Origin of the sequence: Thermoflexus sp. (assembly GCF_025055495.1) — a bacterium.
In the GTDB taxonomy this organism is placed as follows: Bacteria; Chloroflexota; Anaerolineae; order Thermoflexales; family Thermoflexaceae; genus Thermoflexus.
The window spans coordinates 1-20,135 of sequence record NZ_JANWXB010000315.1 but is presented as its reverse complement, the minus strand read 5'-3'; the positions used below and the strand labels follow the sequence as shown (position 1 = coordinate 20,135).

General features: G+C 65.8%; 16 protein-coding genes. 8 read left to right on the top strand and 8 right to left on the bottom strand.

Annotation, left to right across the window (positions count from 1 at the left end; translation table 11 throughout):
* The 3 genes from NZM16_RS10090 to glgP all read right to left on the bottom strand — a co-directional run.
* Window positions 1-2,381 (bottom strand): Lon protease family protein (locus NZM16_RS10090; RefSeq protein WP_295480223.1); only part of this gene is annotated, 2,381 nt, incomplete at its 3' end.
* A 142-nt stretch (window positions 2,382-2,523) separates the two neighbouring features.
* Window positions 2,524-3,579, bottom strand: a complete 1,056-nt coding sequence (locus NZM16_RS10085; protein ID WP_295480221.1) for a hypothetical protein — start codon at window positions 3,577-3,579, stop codon at window positions 2,524-2,526.
* Window positions 3,569-5,830 carry an alpha-glucan family phosphorylase gene (gene glgP, locus NZM16_RS10080; protein WP_295480219.1) on the bottom strand — a complete coding sequence of 754 codons (2,262 nt, stop codon included), beginning with the start codon at window positions 5,828-5,830 and terminating at the stop codon, window positions 3,569-3,571. The genes NZM16_RS10085 and glgP overlap by 11 nt, the downstream gene beginning before the upstream one ends.
* Before the next feature lie 435 nt (window positions 5,831-6,265).
* Between glgP and NZM16_RS10075 the strand changes: the two genes are divergently transcribed.
* From NZM16_RS10075 to lpdA, 4 genes are all read left to right on the top strand, one after another.
* Complete coding sequence (locus NZM16_RS10075) at window positions 6,266-7,339, top strand: bifunctional phosphoglucose/phosphomannose isomerase (protein WP_295453496.1); 1,074 nt, start codon at window positions 6,266-6,268, stop codon at window positions 7,337-7,339.
* Window positions 7,340-7,342: 3 nt separating this feature from the next.
* Window positions 7,343-7,783: a nucleotidyltransferase domain-containing protein gene (locus NZM16_RS10070; protein ID WP_295453499.1), complete on the top strand. Its 441-nt coding sequence runs from the start codon at window positions 7,343-7,345 to the stop codon at window positions 7,781-7,783.
* On the top strand, window positions 7,761-8,207 hold the full coding sequence (locus NZM16_RS10065; protein WP_295453501.1) for a DUF86 domain-containing protein: 447 nt from the start codon (window positions 7,761-7,763) through the stop codon (window positions 8,205-8,207). Before NZM16_RS10070 ends, NZM16_RS10065 begins: the two co-directional genes overlap by 23 nt.
* 68 nt (window positions 8,208-8,275) lie before the next feature.
* Window positions 8,276-9,691 (top strand): dihydrolipoyl dehydrogenase, encoded by a 1,416-nt coding sequence (gene lpdA / locus NZM16_RS10060; protein ID WP_295480217.1) that lies wholly within the window; start codon window positions 8,276-8,278, stop codon window positions 9,689-9,691.
* Between the two features lie 108 nt (window positions 9,692-9,799).
* On the opposite strand, the gene NZM16_RS10055 is transcribed toward lpdA, so the two are convergent.
* The 5 genes from NZM16_RS10055 to NZM16_RS10035 form a co-directional block, all read right to left on the bottom strand.
* Window positions 9,800-10,552: an ABC transporter permease gene (locus tag NZM16_RS10055; protein ID WP_295480215.1), complete on the bottom strand. Its 753-nt coding sequence runs from the start codon at window positions 10,550-10,552 to the stop codon at window positions 9,800-9,802.
* A 21-nt stretch (window positions 10,553-10,573) separates the two neighbouring features.
* Window positions 10,574-11,494 (bottom strand): ABC transporter ATP-binding protein, encoded by a 921-nt coding sequence (locus tag NZM16_RS10050; protein ID WP_295480213.1) that lies wholly within the window; start codon window positions 11,492-11,494, stop codon window positions 10,574-10,576.
* A gap of 72 nt (window positions 11,495-11,566) precedes the next feature.
* Window positions 11,567-12,289, bottom strand: coding sequence for a hypothetical protein (locus NZM16_RS10045; protein WP_295480211.1), 723 nt, complete (start codon window positions 12,287-12,289; stop codon window positions 11,567-11,569).
* Window positions 12,290-12,418: 129 nt separating this feature from the next.
* Window positions 12,419-12,733 (bottom strand): transcriptional regulator, encoded by a 315-nt coding sequence (locus NZM16_RS10040; protein WP_295453337.1) that lies wholly within the window; start codon window positions 12,731-12,733, stop codon window positions 12,419-12,421.
* Between the two features lie 57 nt (window positions 12,734-12,790).
* Window positions 12,791-14,038, bottom strand: a complete 1,248-nt coding sequence (locus NZM16_RS10035; protein WP_295453340.1) for a polymer-forming cytoskeletal protein — start codon at window positions 14,036-14,038, stop codon at window positions 12,791-12,793.
* Window positions 14,039-14,366: 328 nt separating this feature from the next.
* On the opposite strand from NZM16_RS10035, the gene acnA reads away from it, so the two are divergent.
* The 4 genes from acnA to NZM16_RS10015 all read left to right on the top strand — a co-directional run bounded on the left by acnA (window position 14,367) and on the right by NZM16_RS10015 (window position 19,496).
* Entirely contained in the window at window positions 14,367-17,162 is a 2,796-nt protein-coding gene (gene acnA / locus NZM16_RS10030; RefSeq protein ID WP_295453343.1) for an aconitate hydratase AcnA, read from the top strand.
* Between the two features lie 65 nt (window positions 17,163-17,227).
* Window positions 17,228-17,659 carry a bacterioferritin gene (locus NZM16_RS10025; RefSeq protein ID WP_295453347.1) on the top strand — a complete coding sequence of 144 codons (432 nt, stop codon included), beginning with the start codon at window positions 17,228-17,230 and terminating at the stop codon, window positions 17,657-17,659.
* Window positions 17,660-17,797: 138 nt separating this feature from the next.
* A complete protein-coding gene (gene holB / locus NZM16_RS10020; protein ID WP_295480209.1) occupies window positions 17,798-18,778 on the top strand; it encodes a DNA polymerase III subunit delta' in 981 nt (326 codons plus the stop codon).
* Window positions 18,779-18,854: 76 nt separating this feature from the next.
* Window positions 18,855-19,496, top strand: coding sequence for a Uma2 family endonuclease (locus NZM16_RS10015; protein ID WP_295480207.1), 642 nt, complete (start codon window positions 18,855-18,857; stop codon window positions 19,494-19,496).
* The last annotated feature ends 639 nt before the right edge of the window (window positions 19,497-20,135 follow it).

The window sequence follows — 20,135 nt, the reverse complement described above, 5'->3', positions numbered from 1 at the left end:
CCGAAGCGCTGCAGCGTTTCGGCCATCTCCCGCAGCCGTTGATCCACCCGCGCGTTGATCGTCCCCTCGGGGTATTTCCCTTCTGGCCCTCGCTCCCCCGCCGGCACACCGGTCAGGATCTCGATGGCCTCGTCCACGGTGCGGGCGGCCCAGATGTGGAACTTCCCCTCGCGGACGGCCTCCACCACCTCCTCCCGGAGCATCAGATTGCGGACGTTGGCTTCGGGGATCACCACGCCCTGCTCGCCGGTGAGCCCTTTCACCTTGCACGTGTAATAAAAGCCCTCGATCTTCTCGTTCACCCCGCCGATGGCCTGCAGCTCGCCTTTCTGGTTGATGGAGCCGGTGATGGCGATCCCCTGACGGATGGGGACATCTGCCAGGGCGGAGAGCAAAGCGCAAAGCTCCGCACAGGAGGCGCTGTCTCCTTCCACCCCGGAATAGGATTGCTCAAAGACCAGGCGGGCGGAGAGGGTCAGCGGCTTGTCCTGGGCGTATTTGGAGGCCAGGTAGCCGCTCAGGATGAGGACGCCTTTGGTATGGATCGGCCCGCCCAGGCGGGCCTCGCGTTCGATGTCGATCACCCCCTCCCGGCCCAGGGCGATGGTCGCTGTGATCCGGTTCGGCCGTCCAAAGCGGTAATCGCCGAGATCGAGGACGGAGAGGCCATTGACCTGCCCGACCCGAGCTCCCTCCACGTCGATGAGCAGGGTGCCCTCGGCGATCAGCTGCCGGATGCGCTCCTCGATGAGGTTCGAGCGGTAGACCTTCGCCTCCAGGGCCTGCCGGACATGGTCAGCGGTTACCATGGGGGAGCCGGCCTTGCGGCTCCAGAAGTTCGCCTCCCGCACCAGGTCGGCGATCTCCGCGAACCGGGTGGAGAGCCGGGTCTGGTCCTCCGCCAGCCGGCCGCCGTATTCGATCACCCGGGCCACCGCCCCGGCGTCCAGGTGGCATAGTCCCTCCTTCCGGCACAGGGTGCCGATCAGGGCGATGTAATCCTGCATCCCCCGCTCATCCCACGGCATCTCGATATCGAAGTCCGCCTTGACTTTGAAGAGCTCGCTGAACTCCTCATCGTAGAGATACAGCAGATGGTAGAGCAGGGGATTGCCGATGAGGATGATCTTCGCGTTCAGGGGGATGGGCTCCGGATCCAGGGTGCGGGTGGTGATGAGGCCCATCCGCTCCCCGGGCTCCTCGATCTCGATCGCTCGCTGGCGCAGGGCGCGCTTCAGGCCTTCCCAGACGAAGGGGTTGAGGAGCACGCCCTCCACCGGCATCACCAGGTAGCCTCCGTTAGCCCGATGGAGGGCCCCCGGGCGGATCAGCGTGAAGTCCGTGTGCAGCACCCCCAGCAGGCTTTCTTTCTCCATGCGGCCGAAGACGTTAGGGAAGGTCGGGTTCCACTCGATAATCACCGGCGCGCCCTGTTGCTCGGCGTTGTCCACCAGGACGTTTACTGTATATTTCCGCATCGCCAGGTCCGTGAAGGCCGGAAGCGGGAGCGGGAAGGGGAGGGGCTGGCCTTCCTCCCGACCCCGGAATTGGTCTACGTTCTCCACAATGTCGTTCTGGACTGTCTTTAGATAGGCCATGACATCCGGGAGATCCCCGTATTTCTCGAGGAGCTCGTCCATCAGCCCTCCCACGACGAAGAGGGCAACCTCCCGGTTCAGCTGGCGCAGCCGCTCTTGAGCTGTTCGCTCCAGCTGACGGATCTCCTTGATCGCCCGCTTCACTTCCTCCTCGAAGGCCTCCCGGCGCCGCTGGAGCAGCTCCTGCATCGCTGGAGGCAGGGCAGCGAACTGCTGGTCGGTGATGGGGCGGCCGCCCAGGAGGGGGATCACCGCGATCCCCATCGGGGTCACTTCCACCATCATCTCCTGAGCCCTGGCGCGCTGGTTCAACCGCCCGAGGATCTCCTCGCGCTGCTGATTGATTTCCTTCAGGATCGCCTCCCGACGGGCGTTGTATTCGTCGCTCTCGAACACCCGGGGGATCTCGCGGCGGATCCCTTCAATGAGCCGCTGCATGTCCCGGCGCAGCTCGCGGCCTTTCCCGGGGGGCAGGCGGAGGGCGCGCGGGCGCGTGGGATCCTGGAAGTTGTAGACATAGCACCAATCGGGGGGCGTGGGCTGGCCTTTCGCCCGCGCTTCCAGGAACATCTGAACGCCGGTCATTCGGCCAACTCCGGGGGGGCCCGCCACGTAGATGTTGAAGCCCTGATCCGGGATGTCGAGGCCGAACTCCAGGGCGGCCACGGCCCGGGGTTGCCCGATCAACCCGGCAAGGGGTGGAAGCTCCTCCGTGGAGCGCAGGGGGAGGATATGTGGGTCCACGGTGCGGCGCAGGGCCTCAGGTGGAAGGGAGCGAGCCATTGAAGGATCCTCCAGGACATAAGGTGTGCTTTATTCCGCGCGGCCTCGGGGCGCGGGGCTGAACGTCTTGCAGCGCCCGAAGAGCGAGGGCGATCATCGCCAGCTGCCCCGCCGAGCCACGCGCACGTCGCGCCTTCTGCCCTCAATGCACGTCTGGCTCGCGCGCGGCTGCAGACGATTCCGATCCCGATCGCTCCGGGATCTCGTTGGGGGCGAAGATCTTGCCGTCCTGAACCCACCACACGCCAGCGCGGCGGGCAATCGCCCGAGCGGTTTCCGTGAGGTCCTCCGCCGCCACTACGGGCCACACCTCAGCCCCCAGCACCTGGGCGAACAGCGAAGCCCGCCTCACCGCCCGGGCCACGTCTTCCGTGCTGCCCAACCAGGAGATCTCTACGGCCAGATAAATTCGGCGGTCTTCCCGGCGATGAAGGCCCTCGACCAGTAGATCCAGCAGGGCTGCATCTTCCGCTTCCTCCTCCCGAAGGCGGCCAGCGGTGACGGCGTCGTCAAGAATCGCGCTCTTGCGCTCGTCCGGCACAACGGCAGCGCGCCGGAGCAGGCGCCGGAAGAAATCGCCGGGCCGCTGGCGAAAGCGGAACTCCGTGTGGAGCCGCTTGAGCTTGCCCAGATCGCGAGCGTGATCTTCCACCCTGATGGACAGGCGACGAAGCGCTTCCGCCAGCTCGGCGAAGCGGCGGTCGGTCTCGGCGCGGTAGGCGAGGAACTCCTGGCGGTGGGCGGCGAACTCCTCGTAGTGGCGGCGCTGGGCCTCGGCCAGCTCCGCAAAGCGGCGGTCGGTCTCGGCGCGGTAGGCGAGGAACTCCTGGCGATGGGCGGCGAACTCCTCGTAGTGGCGGCGCTGGGCCTCGGCCAGGGCGGCCACGGCCTCCTCTAAGCGTCCCACCCGCTCCTCGGTGCGGCGCTGGGCTTCCGCGAGTTCGGCGAAGCGGCGGTCGGTCTCCTGGCGATGGGCGGCGAACTCCTCATAATGCCGCCGCTGGGCTTCGGCCAGCTGGGCGATGAGCTCCCTCAGCTGCCGCCATTGTTGGTTAGTTTCCTCTCGCAGAGCCCGCGTCTCCGCCGGCAAGCGCAACAGCTCCTCAGAGGCCAGTAGCTCCCAGAGTTTCTGTCGCCAGTCCGGGTTGGCGCGCAGGAGCTCTAATAAGTCCTGGAAATCCGACACGCTAAACGCCATGCTCGCCTCCCCCTGCGATTGTATCATGCTCTGCCGAGCGAGGGCCCGCAGGCTGTTCGGCTAAATGATGCCCACGAACCCCTTGTCGGACAGGCTCGGGGATCGCAACGGCTGTCCGGCGAGCGGCTTCCAGTGCTGGAAAATACATTTCGTGGAGATACTCTTTCATCATGCGGCGCGTGTTGAAGAAGGGCGCCAGGGAGCGGATCGACTCCTTGACCATCCGCAGCCAGCGATGGGGGATCCCATCGGCTTCCACATCGTAGTAAAGGGGCACTACCACGTTCTCCAGCAGCTCATACAGCGAGGCCGCATCTGCCGCATCCTGGACGTTCGGATCTTCGTAATCCCGATCTTCTCCGATCGCCCAGCCGTTGGCCCCGTTGTATCCCTCCCGCCACCAGCCATCGAGGACGCTCAGGTTCAGCACCCCATTCAGAGCGGCCTTCTGGCCGCTGGTGCCGCTGGCCTCCAGCGGCCGGCGCGGGGTGTTTAGCCAGACATCTACCCCCTGCACCAGATAGCGGGCCACTTCGATGTCGTAATCCTCCAGGAAGGCGATCCGCCCGCCGAAGGCGGGATCTTTGATGAGGCGATAGATCTCCTGCATCATCCGCTTGGCCGGTTCGTCGGCCGGATGCGCTTTCCCGGCCAGGATGATCTGGACCGGACGCTGGGGGTCGTTCACCAGCCGCCGCAGGCGGTCAGGGTCTCGAAAGAGCAGATATGCCCGCTTGTAGAGCGCGAACCGTCGGGCAAAGCCGATGGTGAGGGCATAGGGGTCCAGGAGCACCCCGGAGGCCACGATCTGGATCGGGGAGACGTGATTGCGTTGCCAGCGCCGCCGCGCCCGCTCGCGCATGAAGGCGACCAGCTTGCGCTTGAGATGACGCCGGATGGTCCACAGCTCCTCGTCCGGGATCTCCAGGACTCGCTCCCAGAGGGCAGGATCATCCACCCGTTCCATCCAGTCCGGCCCCAGATAGCGCTGGTAAAGCGCTCGCATCCGACGCGCCAGCCAGGTCCCGACGTGAACGCCGTTGGTGATGTGGCGGATGGGGACCTGCTCCGCCGGACGGTCCGGCCACAGGTGTGCCCACATCCGTCGGGTCACCCGACCGTGCAGCTCGCTCACCGCATTCCGGTGATCCGAGAAACGAAGGGCCAGAACGGTCATATTGAACGTTGGCCCCCAGGGTTCGTCCTGGCGGCCCAGCTCGCAGAACTCCTGGAACGAAAGCCTCAGCTGCTCCCAGTATCCGGCAAACGCTCGCTCGATCAGCGTGAAGGAGAACCGGTCGTGGCCAGCGGGGACAGGGGTATGGGTGGTGAACACCGTGGTCTCCCGCACACGCGCAGCGGCCTCTTCAAAGGAGAGGCCCTCGGCGATATGCTCCCGCAGCCGTTCCAGGATCGAGAACGCGGAATGACCCTCGTTCAGATGCCAGACCCCAGGATGGACGCCCAGGGCGCGCAGCGCTCGCACACCTCCGATCCCCAGGATCATCTCCTGAGCGATGCGCCGTTCTGGATCCCCAGCATAAAGTTGGGCGGAAAGCTCCCGATCCGCCGGGGCGTTCTCAGGAAGCTGGGTGTCCAGGAGGTAAAGGGGGATCCGCCCGATCTGCAGGCGCCAGATCCGGGCCCGAACCGGTGAGCCCGCGATGGCCACTTCCACCTGCAGAGGCTGCCCGTCGGGTCCGGTCATCAGCGAAAGCGGGAGGTTTTCCAGATCCAGGTCCTCGTATAAGGCCTCCTGCCAGCCGTCCTCGGTGATGCGCTGGTTGAAATAGCCGTGCTGATACAGCAAACCCACTCCCACCATGGGGAGTCCGAGATCGCTGGCTTCCTTTAGGGAATCCCCCGCCAGCACCCCCAGGCCGCCGGCGTAAGCCGGGAAAGCCTCATGGATGCCGAACTCTGTGGAGAAATATGCAATGGGGATCCCGGTATGCGCTGGGAAAGTCCGTTCGAACCAGGTTTCCCCGGTGAGCGCTCGATCGAACTCCGCTAACACCCGATCATAGAGCTCCAGGTAGCCCGGGCTCTGGGCCGCAGCGTTGAGGCGGGCCCGTTCGATCCGCCGGAGCAGGGCCACCGGGTTATGTCGCACCTCCTCCCAGAGCACCGGGTCCAGGCGCTCGAACAGCCGCTGGGCGTCGGGTTGCCAGGTCCACCACAAATTCCCGGCCAGATCGATCAGACGGGCAAATCGCTTGGGGATAGCGGCCTCCTTCCAGCGAAGTTCCATAAATTCCCTCCAAACGGGAAATGCCTTTGATAATATGACCGCTGACACAACTGCCGCGATCCGGCTACCCTGATTGTGCTCAGCTCCTCTCCCGCCACAGGACCCGCTGGATCTGTTGACGTCCAGCTCGATGAGGTAAAGCGCTTTATCAGGTTGTTGCTCATCATTTTAACGCTAAACAACGAGCATGCAACTTCCGCAGTCCGGGTGATGGCTCACAGCCGATGGCCTGTGTTCGGCCGTCTGAATGTTCCCCCGGAATCTCTCATTCCACCGATGGCGTAACGCCTATTTCAGCTAACGTAGCGATGAGCGATCAAGTTGCGCATGCTATAATCCAAGCAGTTGCTCCACAAGCTTTCGGTCTGTTCGGGGCAAGCCTGTTGCGCCCGGTTGGGCCCGGACAGCGATTTCGTTCCTGCCGGAGGCATCGAGATGCTCCATCTGGACGATGCAGCGCGCCTGCGGGCATTGGATGCAGGCCGGATGCTGGACTTGGTAGCGGATCTTCCCCGGCAATTGCGGGCGGGCTGGGAGCTGGCGATGCGCGCGTCCCTGCCCCGCGAGTGGAATGCCTCGGCCTTCGATGCCATCGTGATCGCCGGAATGGGCGGGTCGGCGATCGGCGCCTCTTTGGCGGCCGCCCTCACGGAAGGGGAATGTCCGATCCCGGTGGTGGTGGTGCGGGATTATGCCCTCCCGGCCTTCGCCCGAGGACCCCGCACGCTGGTGATCGGCTCCAGCTACTCCGGGGAGACGGAAGAGACGCTGGAGGCCTTCGAAACCGCCCGGAAGCGGGGATGCGCCCTGGCGGCGATGGCGACGGGTGGGCGTCTGGCGGAGCAGGCGATGGAGTGGGAGGTTCCCTTCTTCCCGATCGAGCCGGTGGGCCAGCCGCGGGCCGCCCTGGGATATTCCTTCTCCATCCTCCTGGGCCTCCTCCACCGCTTGGGTCTGATCCCGGACGCTGGGACGGCGATCGAGGAGGCGGCAGCCCTGTTGACGGCGGACGCTGGGCAGATGGCCCCCGAGGTCCCGGTCGCCCGCAACCCGGCGAAGCGGATGGCCGGCCAGCTGATCGGGCGCATCCCGATCATCTTTGGATCGGGCCCCCTGGCCGAGGTGGCCCGCCGCTGGAAAACCCAGATCAATGAGAACGCCAAGGCGATGGCGGTCTTCGAGGCCCTCCCGGAGGCAGACCATAACACCATCGTGGGAACGGAGTTCCCTCCGGAGCTGTTAACGCATCTCATCGCGCTGTTCTTGACCGCGCCCTCGGATCATCCGCGCAACGCCCTGCGGACGCGGATCACCCGGGAGCTGTTCATGCGCCGGGGCGTGAACACGGATCTCTTTGTCGGGCGTGGGGAGAGCCGGATCGCTCAGGCGTTCTCCTTGATCCTTCTCGGGGATTTCATCAGCGTCTACCTGGCTCTGGCATACCAGATCGATCCCGCCCCGGTCCAGGTGATCACGGAGCTCAAGGCCCGGCTGGCCGCGGGAGGGTAGGGGATGGCCCAGCGGGTAGAGGAAGTGGTTCCGGGCGTATGGGTGGATTGGGCTCGGTTGCGGCGGGCGGCCCGTGCCCTGCAGCTGCAGGTGGTGTTTCTGTTTGGATCGCGTGCCCGAGGGACCGCCCAGCCGACCAGTGATGTTGACCTGGCCGTGCGCACGGCCTTCCCGCGGTGGCGGGACTGGCGCTGGCAAGTGAAATGTGAGCGGTGGCTGGCCGAGGCGGTCCGGGGTGCGGAGGTGGACGTGGTGTTTCTAAACAAGGCTTCTCCCACCCTGTTGTGGGAGGCATGCCAGGGGATCCTGCTCTATGAGGATCAGCCCTTGCGAGGCGCGATGCTCCGCTCATATGCGCTGCGCCTTTATGAGGATCAGGAGAAGCTGCGCCGCGCTGCCCTGCAGTCCCTGAGGCAACGATATGGCCGTTCGAAAGCCCTTTGATGTTCTCCTCGCCAAAATCGAGAACATCGATGGTTATATTCAAGAGCTAGAGCCGCTGGTCCAGACTCCATTCGCTGAGTTCCTGGAACGACCGTATTATCGACGGGCAGCGGAACGCCTGATTCAGGTGATCGTAGAGGGAGCTGTGGATTGCGGTGCAATCGTTCTCAATCAGATGGGCAAACCTGTTCCAGGGACTTCTCGCGAGATCTTTGCCTATCTCCATCGATTCGGTGTTTTAGACCGGCCGCTGGCGCAGCGCTTTCAAGATTACGTTGGGCTGCGGAATCGGATCGTCCACGATGATGCGCGTATCGAAGCGCCGCTGGTCTATCGTGTGGATCGGAGACTGATCCAGGATAGCCGCGCGCATTCAAGCCCGTTGCTGCGATGGATCGAGCGAGCGGCGCGTCGGCCGCGATAGCGCTCCGGCGCGCGTCCCAAATGAGCGCCATCGGTGAAACCCATTGCATCCTGGCGGAGGAGGCTTCTATGCCGCAGTATGACGTGGTCGTCATCGGGGGCGGGCCTGGCGGCTATGTGGCCGCCATCCGGGCGGCGCAGCTGGGTCTGAAGACCGCCCTGGTGGAGCGCGAGCACCTGGGCGGCGTATGTCTCAACTGGGGGTGCATCCCCACCAAGGCCCTGCTGCGCAATGCGGAGGTCATCGAGCTGCTGCATCGCGGGAAGGAGTTCGGCTTCTCCTTCGAGAATCTGCAGATCGACTACGAGGCGGCCTATCGGCGCAGCCGCCAGGTCGCTGATCGTCTGGTGCGGGGCGTTCAGTTCCTGATGCGCAAGAACCGCATCGATGTCTATGAGGGAGAGGGGCGGTTGCGCTCGGCCCACCAGGTGGAGGTGCACCCCACCGAGGGAGCCGCGGTGGGCGGACAGAAGTTTGAGGGGGTTCTGGAGGCGAAATCCATCATCCTGGCTACTGGGGCGCGGCCCCGCCTGCTGCCTGGCCTCGCCCAGGATCCCCCGCGGGTGATCACTTACCGCCAGGCCCTGGAACTGAAGCAGGTTCCCCGCTCCATCGTGATCATCGGCGCGGGACCGATCGGGCTGGAGTTCGCCTATCTCTTCCGGGTATACGGGGCGGAAGTCACCCTCATCGAGATGTTGCCGCATCTGGCCCCTCTGGAAGACGAGGAGATCAGCATCGAGCTGGAGAAACAGTTCACCCGGATGGGGATCCGCTTTCTGACCGGCGCTCGGGTGGAAGCGGTGCGGGCCCAGAATAGTGGAGTGGCCGTGGAGGCGGGGGGGAAGACCGTGGAGGCGGAGACCGCGCTGGTGGCGATCGGCGTCCAGCCGAACGTGGAGAACCTGGGCCTGGAGGCCGTGGGGGTGCAGGTGGAGCGCGGGGCGATCGTGGTGAACGATTTCATGCAGACTTCCGTGCCGAATATCTACGCCATCGGCGACGTAACCGGAAAGCTGGCCCTGGCCCATGTGGCCTCCGCCCAGGGGATCGTGGCGGCGGAGCACATCGCCGCGCGGGAGGAGAAAGGTCCGATGCCGCCGACCCTCGATTACCTGGCGGTGCCGCGTTGCACGTATTGCCGCCCGCAGATCGCCTCCATGGGGCTCACCGAGAAACAGGCCCGGGAGCAGGGTTACTCCGTGAAGGTGGGGAAGTTCCCCTTCCAGGCCAACGGAAAAGCCCTCGCGTTCGGAGAGCACGCTGGGTTCGTCAAGTTGGTGGTGGATGCGAAGTATGGGGAGATCCTGGGCGTTCACATGATCGGCCCGGAGGTCACCGAGTTGCTCCCGGAGATGGTCCTGGCCCGGACTGCCGAGCTCACCCCGGAGGAGATCGTCCGGGCGGTGCACGCCCATCCCACCCTGAGCGAGGTCCTGGCCGAGGCGGCCCACGCGGTCCTGGGGGCAGCCATCCACGCTTAGGTGCCAATCGCCCCGCTGCCTTAGCGGCGGGTCGGGGTGACCGGGCAGGCAGCGGAGCTCCCTGTCCGGTCACCCCGGATCCCGAGGCCCCAGGGGCGTTCAGGCGCTTCATTCCCATCGGAACCAGCGGGCGGCCAGGATCCCGCTTCCGACCAGGGTGGCCAAGAGAACGCCCAGGTCCTTCCAGTGGGCCTCGAGGGAAGCCCCCGCCCACAGGCCGCGCATCAGCAGCACCACCCGGGTCAGGGGAAGCCCTTCCGAGATCGGGCGCACCGACGCCGGCAGCAGCTCCAGAGGCACCCAGGTGCCCCCCAGGGCCATCAGGGAAAAGGCCAGGATCATCCCGACGGCCTGGGCGGTCCGCGCTGTCGGCACCACAGCGGCGATCAGGAAGCCCAGGCTGATGAAGGCCAGCGTGCTGACGGTGAAGCCGATCCACACCCAGAGGGGGTTTCCATCGAAGCGCATCCCGAACAACAGACGCCCGCAGATCCCCAGGGCGACGCCCCCGAGAAGCGCCACCAGGTAGTAGGTCACGATCTGGGCGGCCATGTAGATCCAGGGAGAAAGGGGCGTGGCGCGGAAGCGCTTGAGCACCTTCAGCTCCCGCCCGGCCGCGGTGGCGATGGGGGTGCTGATCAGCCCCACCGTGGCGATGATCATCCCCAGATAGGCGGGCACGCTGATGTCCACCATCCCCCGGCCCCCGTAGAACGGCCGCGGCTCGTTGCCGAAGATCAAGCCGAACAGGATCAGCATCAGCGGGGCAAAGGCGAAAGTGAAAAAGGCGGCCACCGGCTCCCGCAGATACAGCAGGATCTCGATTCCCGTTAATCGCAGGAACGCCCGCATCGCGTTCATGCCGTCCTCCTCCGCGTAGGGTCACCCCGAGGTTTCCATCGGCCGTCCGGTCAGCTTCAGGAACACATCCTCCAGGTTGGGCCGCTCCACCCGCAGGTCCAGCGGCGAGATCCCGCGTTGGGTGAGCGCCTCCAGGATCCGCGCGGGCAGGCGATCGTCCCGTCCGTAGACGATCACTCGGGCGCCGTTTCGTTCCACCCGCAAGACCTCGGGCAGGCCGGCCAGAAACGAGAGATCGGCAGCGGCCTCCAGGGTGAAGATCACCCGTCCTTCCGCCCCCAGGGAGCGGATCAGGTTCTCCGGCGTGTCCAGGGCCACCAAGCGGCCCCGATCGACGATCGCCACGCGGTCGCACAGCCGCTCGGCCTCCTCCATATAGTGGGTGGTCAGGAACACGGTGCGCCCCTCGGCCCGGATCTCCCGCACCAGGTCCCACATCGCCCGCCGGGCGTGGGGATCCAGGCCGGTGGTCAGCTCGTCCAGGAACAGGAGCTGCGGGTCGCCGATCAGGGCGAGGGCGATGAAGAGCCGCTGCCGGAGGCCGCCGGAGAGCTGCCCGAAGGCCTGGCGGCGGTGCTCGGCCAGGCCCAGGCGTCGAAGCAGCGCCTCCGGGCTTATCGGGCGCGGGTAGAAGGCCGCGAACAGGCGCAGCGCCTCCTCCACCCGCAGCCGTTCGGGCAGCCCGCCCTCCTGCAGCTGGATGCCGATGCGCTCCCGAAGCCGTTGCCCCTGACGCCAGGGGTCCAGGCCCAGCACCCGGATTTGTCCGCTGTCGGGCCGCCGCAGACCCTCCAGGCATTCGATGGTGGTGGTTTTGCCCGCCCCATTGGGGCCCACCATCCCGAAGATCTCCCCCTCATAGACCTCGAAGGAGATCCCGTCCACCGCCACGCGCGACCCGTAGGCTTTCCGCAGGTCGCGAACTTCAATCACCTTTCGCATCGGTCCCTCCCTTTGGGATAGGGAAGACGGTTTGGCGGTCGATCGAGGCCGGGAATGGGCTTCGGGACCCCGCTACGCGCGATGGGCTCGCCATTCCCGGATCCCGGCACCGGCCATCGACAGGCCCAGGAGGCCGATCAGCCCATAGGCCAGATCCTGCTGGCCTGCGAAGAGCGAGAGGAAGGGGACGCCGAAGATGCCGATCAAGCCTAACGGGAACAAGGTGGGGAAGATTGCGCCCGACACGAACAGCCCGACGCCGATGGCATATCCCCAGAGCGCCGTGACGGCGCCGGGAGGCAAGGGCGCTTGGCCCAGCCCGGCCGTCAGCACGGCCATCCCGCCCATGATCACGCCCCACGCCCACCCAATGCGCGGGGCGATCGCCACCCGCAGCGGCGGCATGCCCTCCAGGCGCCCCCGGCGCAGTCCGATCGCATAGACCCCCATGATCGCTGCCGGCACGGTCAGCAGGATCGTCCCTAAGGTCCAGCCCCCGGAGCGGGTGAGCTCCCAGATCCCGCCCGCCAGGGCGCCCGCCGCGCCCCAGATCGCCAGCGCGGCCGGACCTCCGGCGATCGGCGCTGTGGCCCCGAAGAAGGCTACATACAGCGTGGGCAGCCACAGGGTATGGCCGGTCAATAGGTCGAGGAAGATGTTGAAGGCCGGATAGAGGCCGAAGGCGATCATGTATCCGGCGAAGTGGCGGGCCTCCGTCCGTCCCTTCATCGCGATCAGACGCAGCACATCGATAGTGTCCAGCAATTCTTGTAGCTCTTTCCCCTGAGCGTCCATCGCATCCTCCCTCTGGTTTGTCCCGCTTCAGCATGGGCTCAACGCGCTCTTTACGAACGCATTGGGTGAATTCGAAGGCGCTCGCGCCGGTGGTGGATTCCTCTCCAGGGATTGGGAATGGGTAGCCTCTCAGCGGCTTTCAGGCCTTCGTCGCCGGACGGATCGGAGCAGCTCGGCCAGCCGATCCAGATAAGCTCGAAGGCGACGACGGCCTTCCGACGTCAGCGTATACGTGGTGCGGGGACGCCGCCCCACGAAGGCCTTGTGCACTTCGATCAGGCCGTGCTCTTCCAAAACCCGCAGGTGCTGGGCGAGGTTCCCATCGGTGACCTCCAGCTCCCGCTTCAGGGTCTGGAAGTCCAGCTCCCCCGCCTGGAGAAGCAACGTCAGAATCCCCAACCGCACGCGTTCATGGATGATGGGATCCAGATCCCGGATGTCCATTTGCGTTTTTCTCCCGCATCCGATCTCGGGCGGAGCCGTTGCCCAAGGCTTCCCGATCTATCGCGCCTCCCCGGGGGAGCGAAGTCGCTCCCAGGCCCACGCGCCGATCGCTCCCAGCCCGATCAACGCCACCCCGAGGGCGATCAGGAAGCCCAGGATCGGAAGGGCGGTGAGCAGGGTGATCAGGAGGGCGCCTAACAGGAGCGGAAGCCAGCGCCCCTGAGCCGCCGGGATCCGGAACATCCCGAGGATCCAGCGGCCGGCCCAGAGGCCAGCGATCACCTGGCTGAGGTAGCTCCACGCGAGGCTGAGCAGGAACAGCCCCCCGGCGATCCCCAGGACTCCCATGAGGATCACCCGCCAGACCAGATCGTTTAGGGTGAGGACCCCGAGGAGGATGGCGATCAGGATCGTCAGGATCAGGCCGATCAGCGCGCCGCCGACGGTCAGGATCAACGTGAGCAGGCCGCCCCCAAGGCGTGCGAGCGGCCGTTGCGGGAGCCGATCGACCAGCCCGAAGGTCCAGCCCGGCGCCAGCCCCACCATCAGCGCGCCGATCAGGAGCAGGCTGATCCAGCGCCGGATCTGATCCAGCGCCCATCCCACCAGGCGGGTGATCGGGGAAACGGGCGCGGGGGGTTCCTCCGCTCCGGAGACCGGCTCCGCCGCGGGGATGAACTCCACCCGTCCCGCCACAGTTCCCGTCGGGATCGAGCTCTCCTGTGGGGCGCGAACCTGCAGATCGCCGCCGATGCGGGCCGCGGGGTCGATCTCCAAGCGCTCCACGATGGCGCGCACGTTCCGGCTGACCTCGCCGCTCACCGCAAGCCGATTGGCCCCCAGGATCGCATCCCGCGCGACCCGGCCGGCCATGGTCACCTCCTGGCCGCCGAACACCGTATTCCCGCTGACCTGTCCTTTCAGGAGCAGCGTGGCTCCAGCCCCGATGAGGCTGCCTCGGGCCACGCCGTTCATTTGAATGTCCTGGCCGGCGACGATCACATCGCCGCCGATCTCCGCACCCTCCTCGATCTCGATCGACTGGGCCGCCGCGATCAGGTTGCGCGAGATCACAGCAGTCCGTTGGATGCGGATTCGCTGCCCCGCTGCGAAAAGGCTTCCTTCGATCCGGCCCTGGACGATCACCTCGCCAGCGGCCGCGAAGAGATCGTCCCGGATCACCTCGCCGTCAGCCACCACCACCTGGTCGCCCGATCGGCCGTCGAAGGCCCGGGCGGCCGGCGCGGTAGCCAAGAGGAGGGCCAGCAGGAGCACCGCGGTGGAGATCCGCTGGAGGAGCTTCATCTTATGCCTCCAAAATTATTTTGTTCCGAAAAATACTTTGCAATACAAAGTATATCGCGCTCCTTGCCGATTGTCAAGCCCGGCGCCGGCGGGTCGGGATCCCAGCGCCCGTCCGGGATTCGCTTGCAGCTTCTTTCCCACGTGGCGGGCTGTGCTAAGAGCGCGGGGGAAGGGGAGCCCCCATGGGGATGAACAGAGGGGATGTCTTCCCCACGTTGGCGGGGGATGAAAACCGTGCTACCATAACAGCGGAGTTTCCAACATGGATGTTCCTCCCGGATCGATCCCGTGCTCTCCCAACCTGGCGATATCCGGAGGCGATGAGACGATGAACCAGCGAGACCCCTTCGGTGCGAAGGCGACGATGGAGACTGCGGCGGGAAGGGTGAGTTATTATCGCCTCGGCCGCTTGGCGGAGCAGGGCGTGAGCGACCCCGCCCGCCTGCCGTTCTCGATCCGCGTCCTCTTGGAGAACCTCCTCCGCCATTGCGACGGCCATCTGGTGACGGAGGACGACGTCCTGGCGCTGGCTCGCTGGAGCCCCCGGGATCTCTCAGATCAGGAGATCCCCTTTATGCCGGCCCGGGTGATCCTCCAGGACTTCACCGGGGTGCCAGCGGTGGTGGACCTGGCGGCGATGCGGTCGGCGGTGAGGCGCCTGGGCGGGGATCCCCAGCGGATCAATCCGCTGGTGCCGGTGGATCTCGTGATCGATCACTCGGTGCAAGTGGATTTCTTCGGCACCGAGCTCGCCTTCCGCCTGAATGTGGAGAAAGAGTTCGAGCGGAATCGGGAGCGTTACGCGCTCCTACGCTGGGCGCAGAAGGCCTTCCGGAATTTCCGCGTGGTTCCCCCGGGCACGGGGATCGTCCACCAGGTGAACTTGGAATACTTGGCGAAGGTGGTTCAGGTCTGGGAAGTGAATGGGGAGCCGATCGCCTTTCCGGACACCCTGGTGGGCACCGATTCCCACACCACCATGATCAACGCCCTGGGGGTGCTGGGCTGGGGTGTGGGGGGCATTGAGGCGGAGGCGGTGATGCTGGGCCAGCCTTACTATATGCGCATCCCGGAGGTGATCGGGGTGCGGCTCACCGGCCAGCTCCCCGAGGGGGCAACGGCTACGGATTTAGTCCTCACGGTCACCCAGATCCTCCGGAAGAAAGGCGTGGTGGATAAGTTCGTGGAGTTCTTCGGGCCGGGGCTGCGGACGCTCAGCTTGCCGGATCGGGCGACCATCGCGAATATGGCGCCGGAGTATGGAGCGACCTGCGGATTCTTCCCGGTGGATGAGGAGACGCTGGCCTACCTGCGCGGCACCGGCCGGGATCCAGCGCAGGTGGATCTGGTGGAGCGCTACGCAAAGGCCCAGGGCCTGTTCTATGATGGCCAGGGGCCGGATCCGGTTTACACGGATGTGGTGGAGCTGGACCTGAGCACGTTGGAACCCACCCTGGCCGGCCCCCGGCGGCCCCACGATCGGGTTCCCCTGCGGGAGGTCAAGCGCCAGTTCTGGGAGAGCATCGCCTCGATGTTGCCGCCTGCCAACCCCTTGAACCTCCAGGCGACAGGCCGGCTGGAAGGAGAAGGAGGCGCGGCCGCGCCGGCGGCGGCCGTCGCCGTTGCCGCGCCCTCCACGCCGACCGTGTGGGTGAGCCTGGACGGCCAGACGGCGGCGCTGGGGCATGGCGCGGTGGTCATCGCCGCCATCACCTCCTGCACCAACACCTCGAATCCCTCCGTGATGATCGGGGCTGGGCTGTTGGCCCGCAACGCGGTGAGGCGGGGCCTGACGGTGAAGCCTTACGTGAAGACCAGCCTGGCCCCGGGGTCGGCGGTGGTGGTGGATTATCTGCGCCGGGCCAACCTCCTGCCGTATCTGGAGGCCCTGCGGTTCCACGTGGTGGGCTTCGGCTGCACCACCTGTATCGGCAACAGCGGCCCATTGCCGGAGCCGGTCGCGAAGGCGATCCGGGAGCATAACCTGGTGGCGGTGGCGGTCCTGAGCGGCAACCGGAACTTCGAGGCCCGCATCCATCCCCTGGTGCGAGCCAACTATCTGGCTTCCCCCATGCTGGTGGTGGCCTACGCCATCGCCGGCCGCATCGATATCGATTTCGAGAACGAACCCCTCGGCGTGGATCCCAACGGCCAGCCCGTCTTCTTACGGGAGATCTGGCCCTCGCAGGAAGAGATCCAGCGGACGATCCGGGAGAGCCTGGACCCGGAGATGTTCCGGGCGCGGTATGCCCGGGTTTTCGAGGGCGACGAGCAATGGAAGAACCTGCCGGTCCCGGAGGGGGATCTCTACGAGTGGGATCCAGCGTCCACGTATATTCAGGAGCCGCCGTTCTTCCAGGATTTCACCTTGGAGCCGCCGCCGTTGCGGGATATTCGGGGAGCGCGGGTGCTGGCGCTGCTGGGCGACACCATCACCACGGACCACATCTCACCGGCGGGGAGCATCGCGGTCCACAGCCCCGCGGGCCAGTATCTGATCGCCCGGGGAGTTCCACCAGCGGAGTTCAACACCTATGGGGCCCGTCGGGGCAACCATGAGGTGATGATCCGGGGCACCTTCGCCAACATCCGTCTGAAGAACCTGCTGACGCCGGGCACAGAGGGCGGATACACGGTTTACCATCCCACGGGCGAGAAGATGACGATCTATGAGGCGGCGATGCGGTATCAGGAGGCCGGGATCCCGCTCCTGATCATCGCCGGCAAGGAATACGGCAGCGGCTCCTCCCGGGACTGGGCGGCCAAGGGCACGGCGTTGCTGGGGGTGAGGGCGGTGCTGGCGGAGTCCTTTGAGCGGATCCACCGCAGCAACCTGGTGGGGATGGGCGTGCTCCCCTTGCAGTTCCGACCAGGGGAGAACCGGGAGACCCTGGGCCTCACGGGCTTCGAGATCTATGACCTCGAAGGGATCGCCGCAGGGCTGCGGCCGCGGCAGGAGGTGACCGTGCGGGCCCGGCGGCCGGATGGGACGGAGATCGTTTTCCAGGCGGTTGCCCGGCTGGATACGCCGGTGGAGGTCGAGTATTACCGGCACGGAGGGATCATGCCAGCGGTGCTGCGGCGGATCCTACGAGAGGCCATGGGATCGGCTTCCGAGCCGTAGAGGGCGTCGGCTGATCCCAAGATCGCGAGCACACCTTTCATCACTCCATCTCATAGGAGGCTCCCATGGACGAGAAGCTCGCTCGGCTGATCGAAGGGCTCAATCGGGATCTCAACGCGGAGCTCAACACGATCATCCGCTACATTCGTCACGCCAGCGTCCTCAAGGGCATCGCGGGCCATGAGGTGCGGGAGCTCCTGCAGAAGGAAGTCCCCGATGAGGTCAAGCATGCGATGTATCTGGCCGATAAGATCGTCGCCCTGGGAGGCGTGCCGAAGGTCGAGCCCCAGGTGCCCGCGGAGGTTTTCGAGTGGCGGGCGGTCCTGGAGGACTCCCTGAAGTTCGAGCTGGAGGCGATCGCCGGTTACAAGGAACGGGCGGCCCAGGCGGAGGAAGTGGGGGATATCGGCCTGAAGGCCACCCTAGAGGCGTTTGCGGAGGATGAGACCCGCCACAAGGAGGAGATCGAGCGCCTCCTGGGCGGGCCGGCGTTCTGAACGTCGAGAGACCTCGCGTGGGGGGTGGGCCGTGGGTTTCAGCGGCTCACCCCTCTTTGTTCGGCCCCTCTCGATGCACCGTCTCCGTCGGCGATCCTTTGGTTCGGCGACGGCTGCGATGGCCAGAGGACAATCCCCATGCGCATGTCCCGCTTTGTGGTCGGCCATGATGCGCTGCTTCGACGCCTGGAGCGTCAGCGGGCCGAAGGGCGGATCGCCCACGCGTATCTATTCACGGGTCCTCCCCAGGTGGGGCGCCGGACGCTGGCCTGGACGTGGGGGATGGCGCTGCTGTGCCCGGAGTCGGATCCCCCGTGTGGTGTCTGTCGTTCGTGTCGACAGATGCAGGCCGGGCATCACCCCGATGCCCTCCTGGTGACCCCAGAGGGAGGCAGTCTGAAGATCGATCAGGTTCGGGAAGTGCAGCGGTGGATCGCCCGGACGCCGGTGGAGGGACCCTATCGGATCGTGGTGTTCGATCAGGCGCAGGAAATGACGACGGAGGCGGCCAGCGCCCTGCTGAAGACGCTGGAGGAGCCGCCCTCGTATGCGGTGCTGATGCTGATCGCCCCATCGCCGGAGTCCCTGTTGCCCACCGTGGTCTCCCGTTGTCAGATCTTTCCACTGGATCCCCTTCCCATTCCGGTGGTTCGTCAGGCGCTTCAGGAACGGTGGGGTCTTCCCCCGGATCCCGCGGACCGGCTGGCCCGATGGTCCGGCGGGCGGATCGGATGGGCGGTGCAGGCCGCGCAAGATCCGGAGATGTGGTCGGCCTATGAAGAGCGGATCCGGCAGATCCGCGCGCTGCTGACCCAGGGGCGCACGGAGCGCTTCACCTTTGCGGAGAAGTTGGCGGACGAGGAGGAAGAGGCCCGCCTCGCCTTCCTGGAGGCGGCCATCGCGTGGTGGCGGGATGTCCTGATCCTGGCCAGCGGCGCGGATCTCCCGTTGCGGCACGCGGAGGAGCGCGAGACCTTGCGGGAGGTGGCCAGCCGGACGGGATTCCACAGGGCGCGGGCGGCGCTGGAGGCCACCCGCCGGGCCTGGCTGGCGTTGCAACGGAACGCCAACGCGCGCCTGGCCCTGGAGGCCATGTTCCTGGATTGGCCGCACGCCTGAGCCATAGGGCTGTGGACGATGGAGGGGGAGAGGCGGGGAGGGTCTCCCCCTGGGTCCTCAGAAAGGAGCAAGGGCAATGCGCGTTCGCGTGGTGACGGATACCGGTGAGGAAATCGAGGAGCCTTTTCTGTTGCGCCTGACCGGGTGGACCGAGGCGCGTTACTTCGAGGAGGCCCCGGAGGATCGGCTCTGGGAATTCCAGGAGGGAGAGGTCATTGTGCACTCCCCTGCGACCCCTCAGCACCAGCGCCTGGTAGGCTTTTTGACTTTTCTCTTGAAGGGTTACGTGGAAGCGAAGGGCCTGGGCGAGGTCTTCAACGGCCCAGCGGTCCTCCGGCTGCGTCCCGGCTGGGTCAAGGAGCCAGATCTCTTCTTCATTCGCCGGGAGCGCCTTTCCGGGGTCCAGGAGAAGTGGGTGGAGGGCCCCGCGGATCTGGTGATCGAGGTCAGTTCTCCCGGGACGCGGCGTTATGACCTGAAGGAGAAGGCGGGGGTTTACGCGGAAAGTGGGGTGCTGGAATACGGGGTGATCGACCCGGAGCGGCGGGAGGTGGTGATCCATCGGGTGGATCACCCGGGCTACCGGGTGGGCGCGATGGGCGAGAGCCGCCTGGCTTCGACAGCGGTCCCCGGGTTTTGGATCGAGGTGGGGTGGTTGTGGCAGCATCCGCTGCCTCCGGCGTTGCGCTGTCTGCGGCAGATCCTGGGAGAGCGCTGAGGGCGGGGATCCAACGGGCGGGCGGATTGGATCCTCGATAGTGCCTGCTCATCGCGAATCGTGTTTTCGATCTGCTCTTCGGATCTCCGGCTTATAGCTGAGCAAAGCGCTGCGTTGGGGATGCTGGGGAGCGGTGCTGGCGCTGGCGGATCCAGCGCATGTCGGCAAAGGAGCTCTCGTGCGCCTTCTGCTTGTGAGCGCCCGGGACGCGGCGCTTTTGGTTGGGGGGATGCTATTGGAGCTTATTGTCCAGTGATCTCTGGGATCCGCCCTGGGGCCTCAGAAGGTATGTGGGACCATTGTATGTAGGGGGGTCAGGACACTGTGCCGATCCTGGGTGTCCAATTCTCTTTGAATCTTGATGGCCTGTCGAGTGCTGGAGGAGGCTTCGGGCCTTTTGGATGGCAAGGCTGGAGGTGAGAAGGGGAGGGCTTATTAAGCCCTCCCCTTTGGGGATGCCTGTGGGTTTGCCGATGGCTTAGGGCGCATAGTCACGAAGCACCAGCGGCAGATATAGCCGCCACGGCGACCAACGCGCGATGAAGTCAGCGGAGAGATGACCACCGGCATTGGTGAACGGCCCGCCCACATACACGTCTGTCCCGCTCACTGCGATGGCATACACCCCACTGTTTACCC

Bases quoted from the DNA above. Each gene is read 5' to 3' on its own strand.
- NZM16_RS10085 (WP_295480221.1), bottom strand. From the start codon at position 3,579: ATGGCGTTTAGCGTGTCGGATTTCCAGGACTTATTAGAGCTCCTGCGC.
- glgP (WP_295480219.1), bottom strand. From the start codon at position 5,830: ATGGAACTTCGCTGGAAGGAGGCCGCTATCCCCAAGCGATTTGCCCGT.
- NZM16_RS10075 (WP_295453496.1), top strand. From the start codon at position 6,266: ATGCTCCATCTGGACGATGCAGCGCGCCTGCGGGCATTGGATGCAGGC.
- NZM16_RS10070 (WP_295453499.1), top strand. From the start codon at position 7,343: ATGGCCCAGCGGGTAGAGGAAGTGGTTCCGGGCGTATGGGTGGATTGG.
- NZM16_RS10065 (WP_295453501.1), top strand. From the start codon at position 7,761: ATGGCCGTTCGAAAGCCCTTTGATGTTCTCCTCGCCAAAATCGAGAAC.
- lpdA (WP_295480217.1), top strand. From the start codon at position 8,276: ATGCCGCAGTATGACGTGGTCGTCATCGGGGGCGGGCCTGGCGGCTAT.
- NZM16_RS10055 (WP_295480215.1), bottom strand. From the start codon at position 10,552: ATGAACGCGATGCGGGCGTTCCTGCGATTAACGGGAATCGAGATCCTG.
- NZM16_RS10050 (WP_295480213.1), bottom strand. From the start codon at position 11,494: ATGCGAAAGGTGATTGAAGTTCGCGACCTGCGGAAAGCCTACGGGTCG.
- NZM16_RS10045 (WP_295480211.1), bottom strand. From the start codon at position 12,289: ATGGACGCTCAGGGGAAAGAGCTACAAGAATTGCTGGACACTATCGAT.
- NZM16_RS10040 (WP_295453337.1), bottom strand. From the start codon at position 12,733: ATGGACATCCGGGATCTGGATCCCATCATCCATGAACGCGTGCGGTTG.
- NZM16_RS10035 (WP_295453340.1), bottom strand. From the start codon at position 14,038: ATGAAGCTCCTCCAGCGGATCTCCACCGCGGTGCTCCTGCTGGCCCTC.
- acnA (WP_295453343.1), top strand. From the start codon at position 14,367: ATGAACCAGCGAGACCCCTTCGGTGCGAAGGCGACGATGGAGACTGCG.
- NZM16_RS10025 (WP_295453347.1), top strand. From the start codon at position 17,228: ATGGACGAGAAGCTCGCTCGGCTGATCGAAGGGCTCAATCGGGATCTC.
- holB (WP_295480209.1), top strand. From the start codon at position 17,798: ATGCGCATGTCCCGCTTTGTGGTCGGCCATGATGCGCTGCTTCGACGC.
- NZM16_RS10015 (WP_295480207.1), top strand. From the start codon at position 18,855: ATGCGCGTTCGCGTGGTGACGGATACCGGTGAGGAAATCGAGGAGCCT.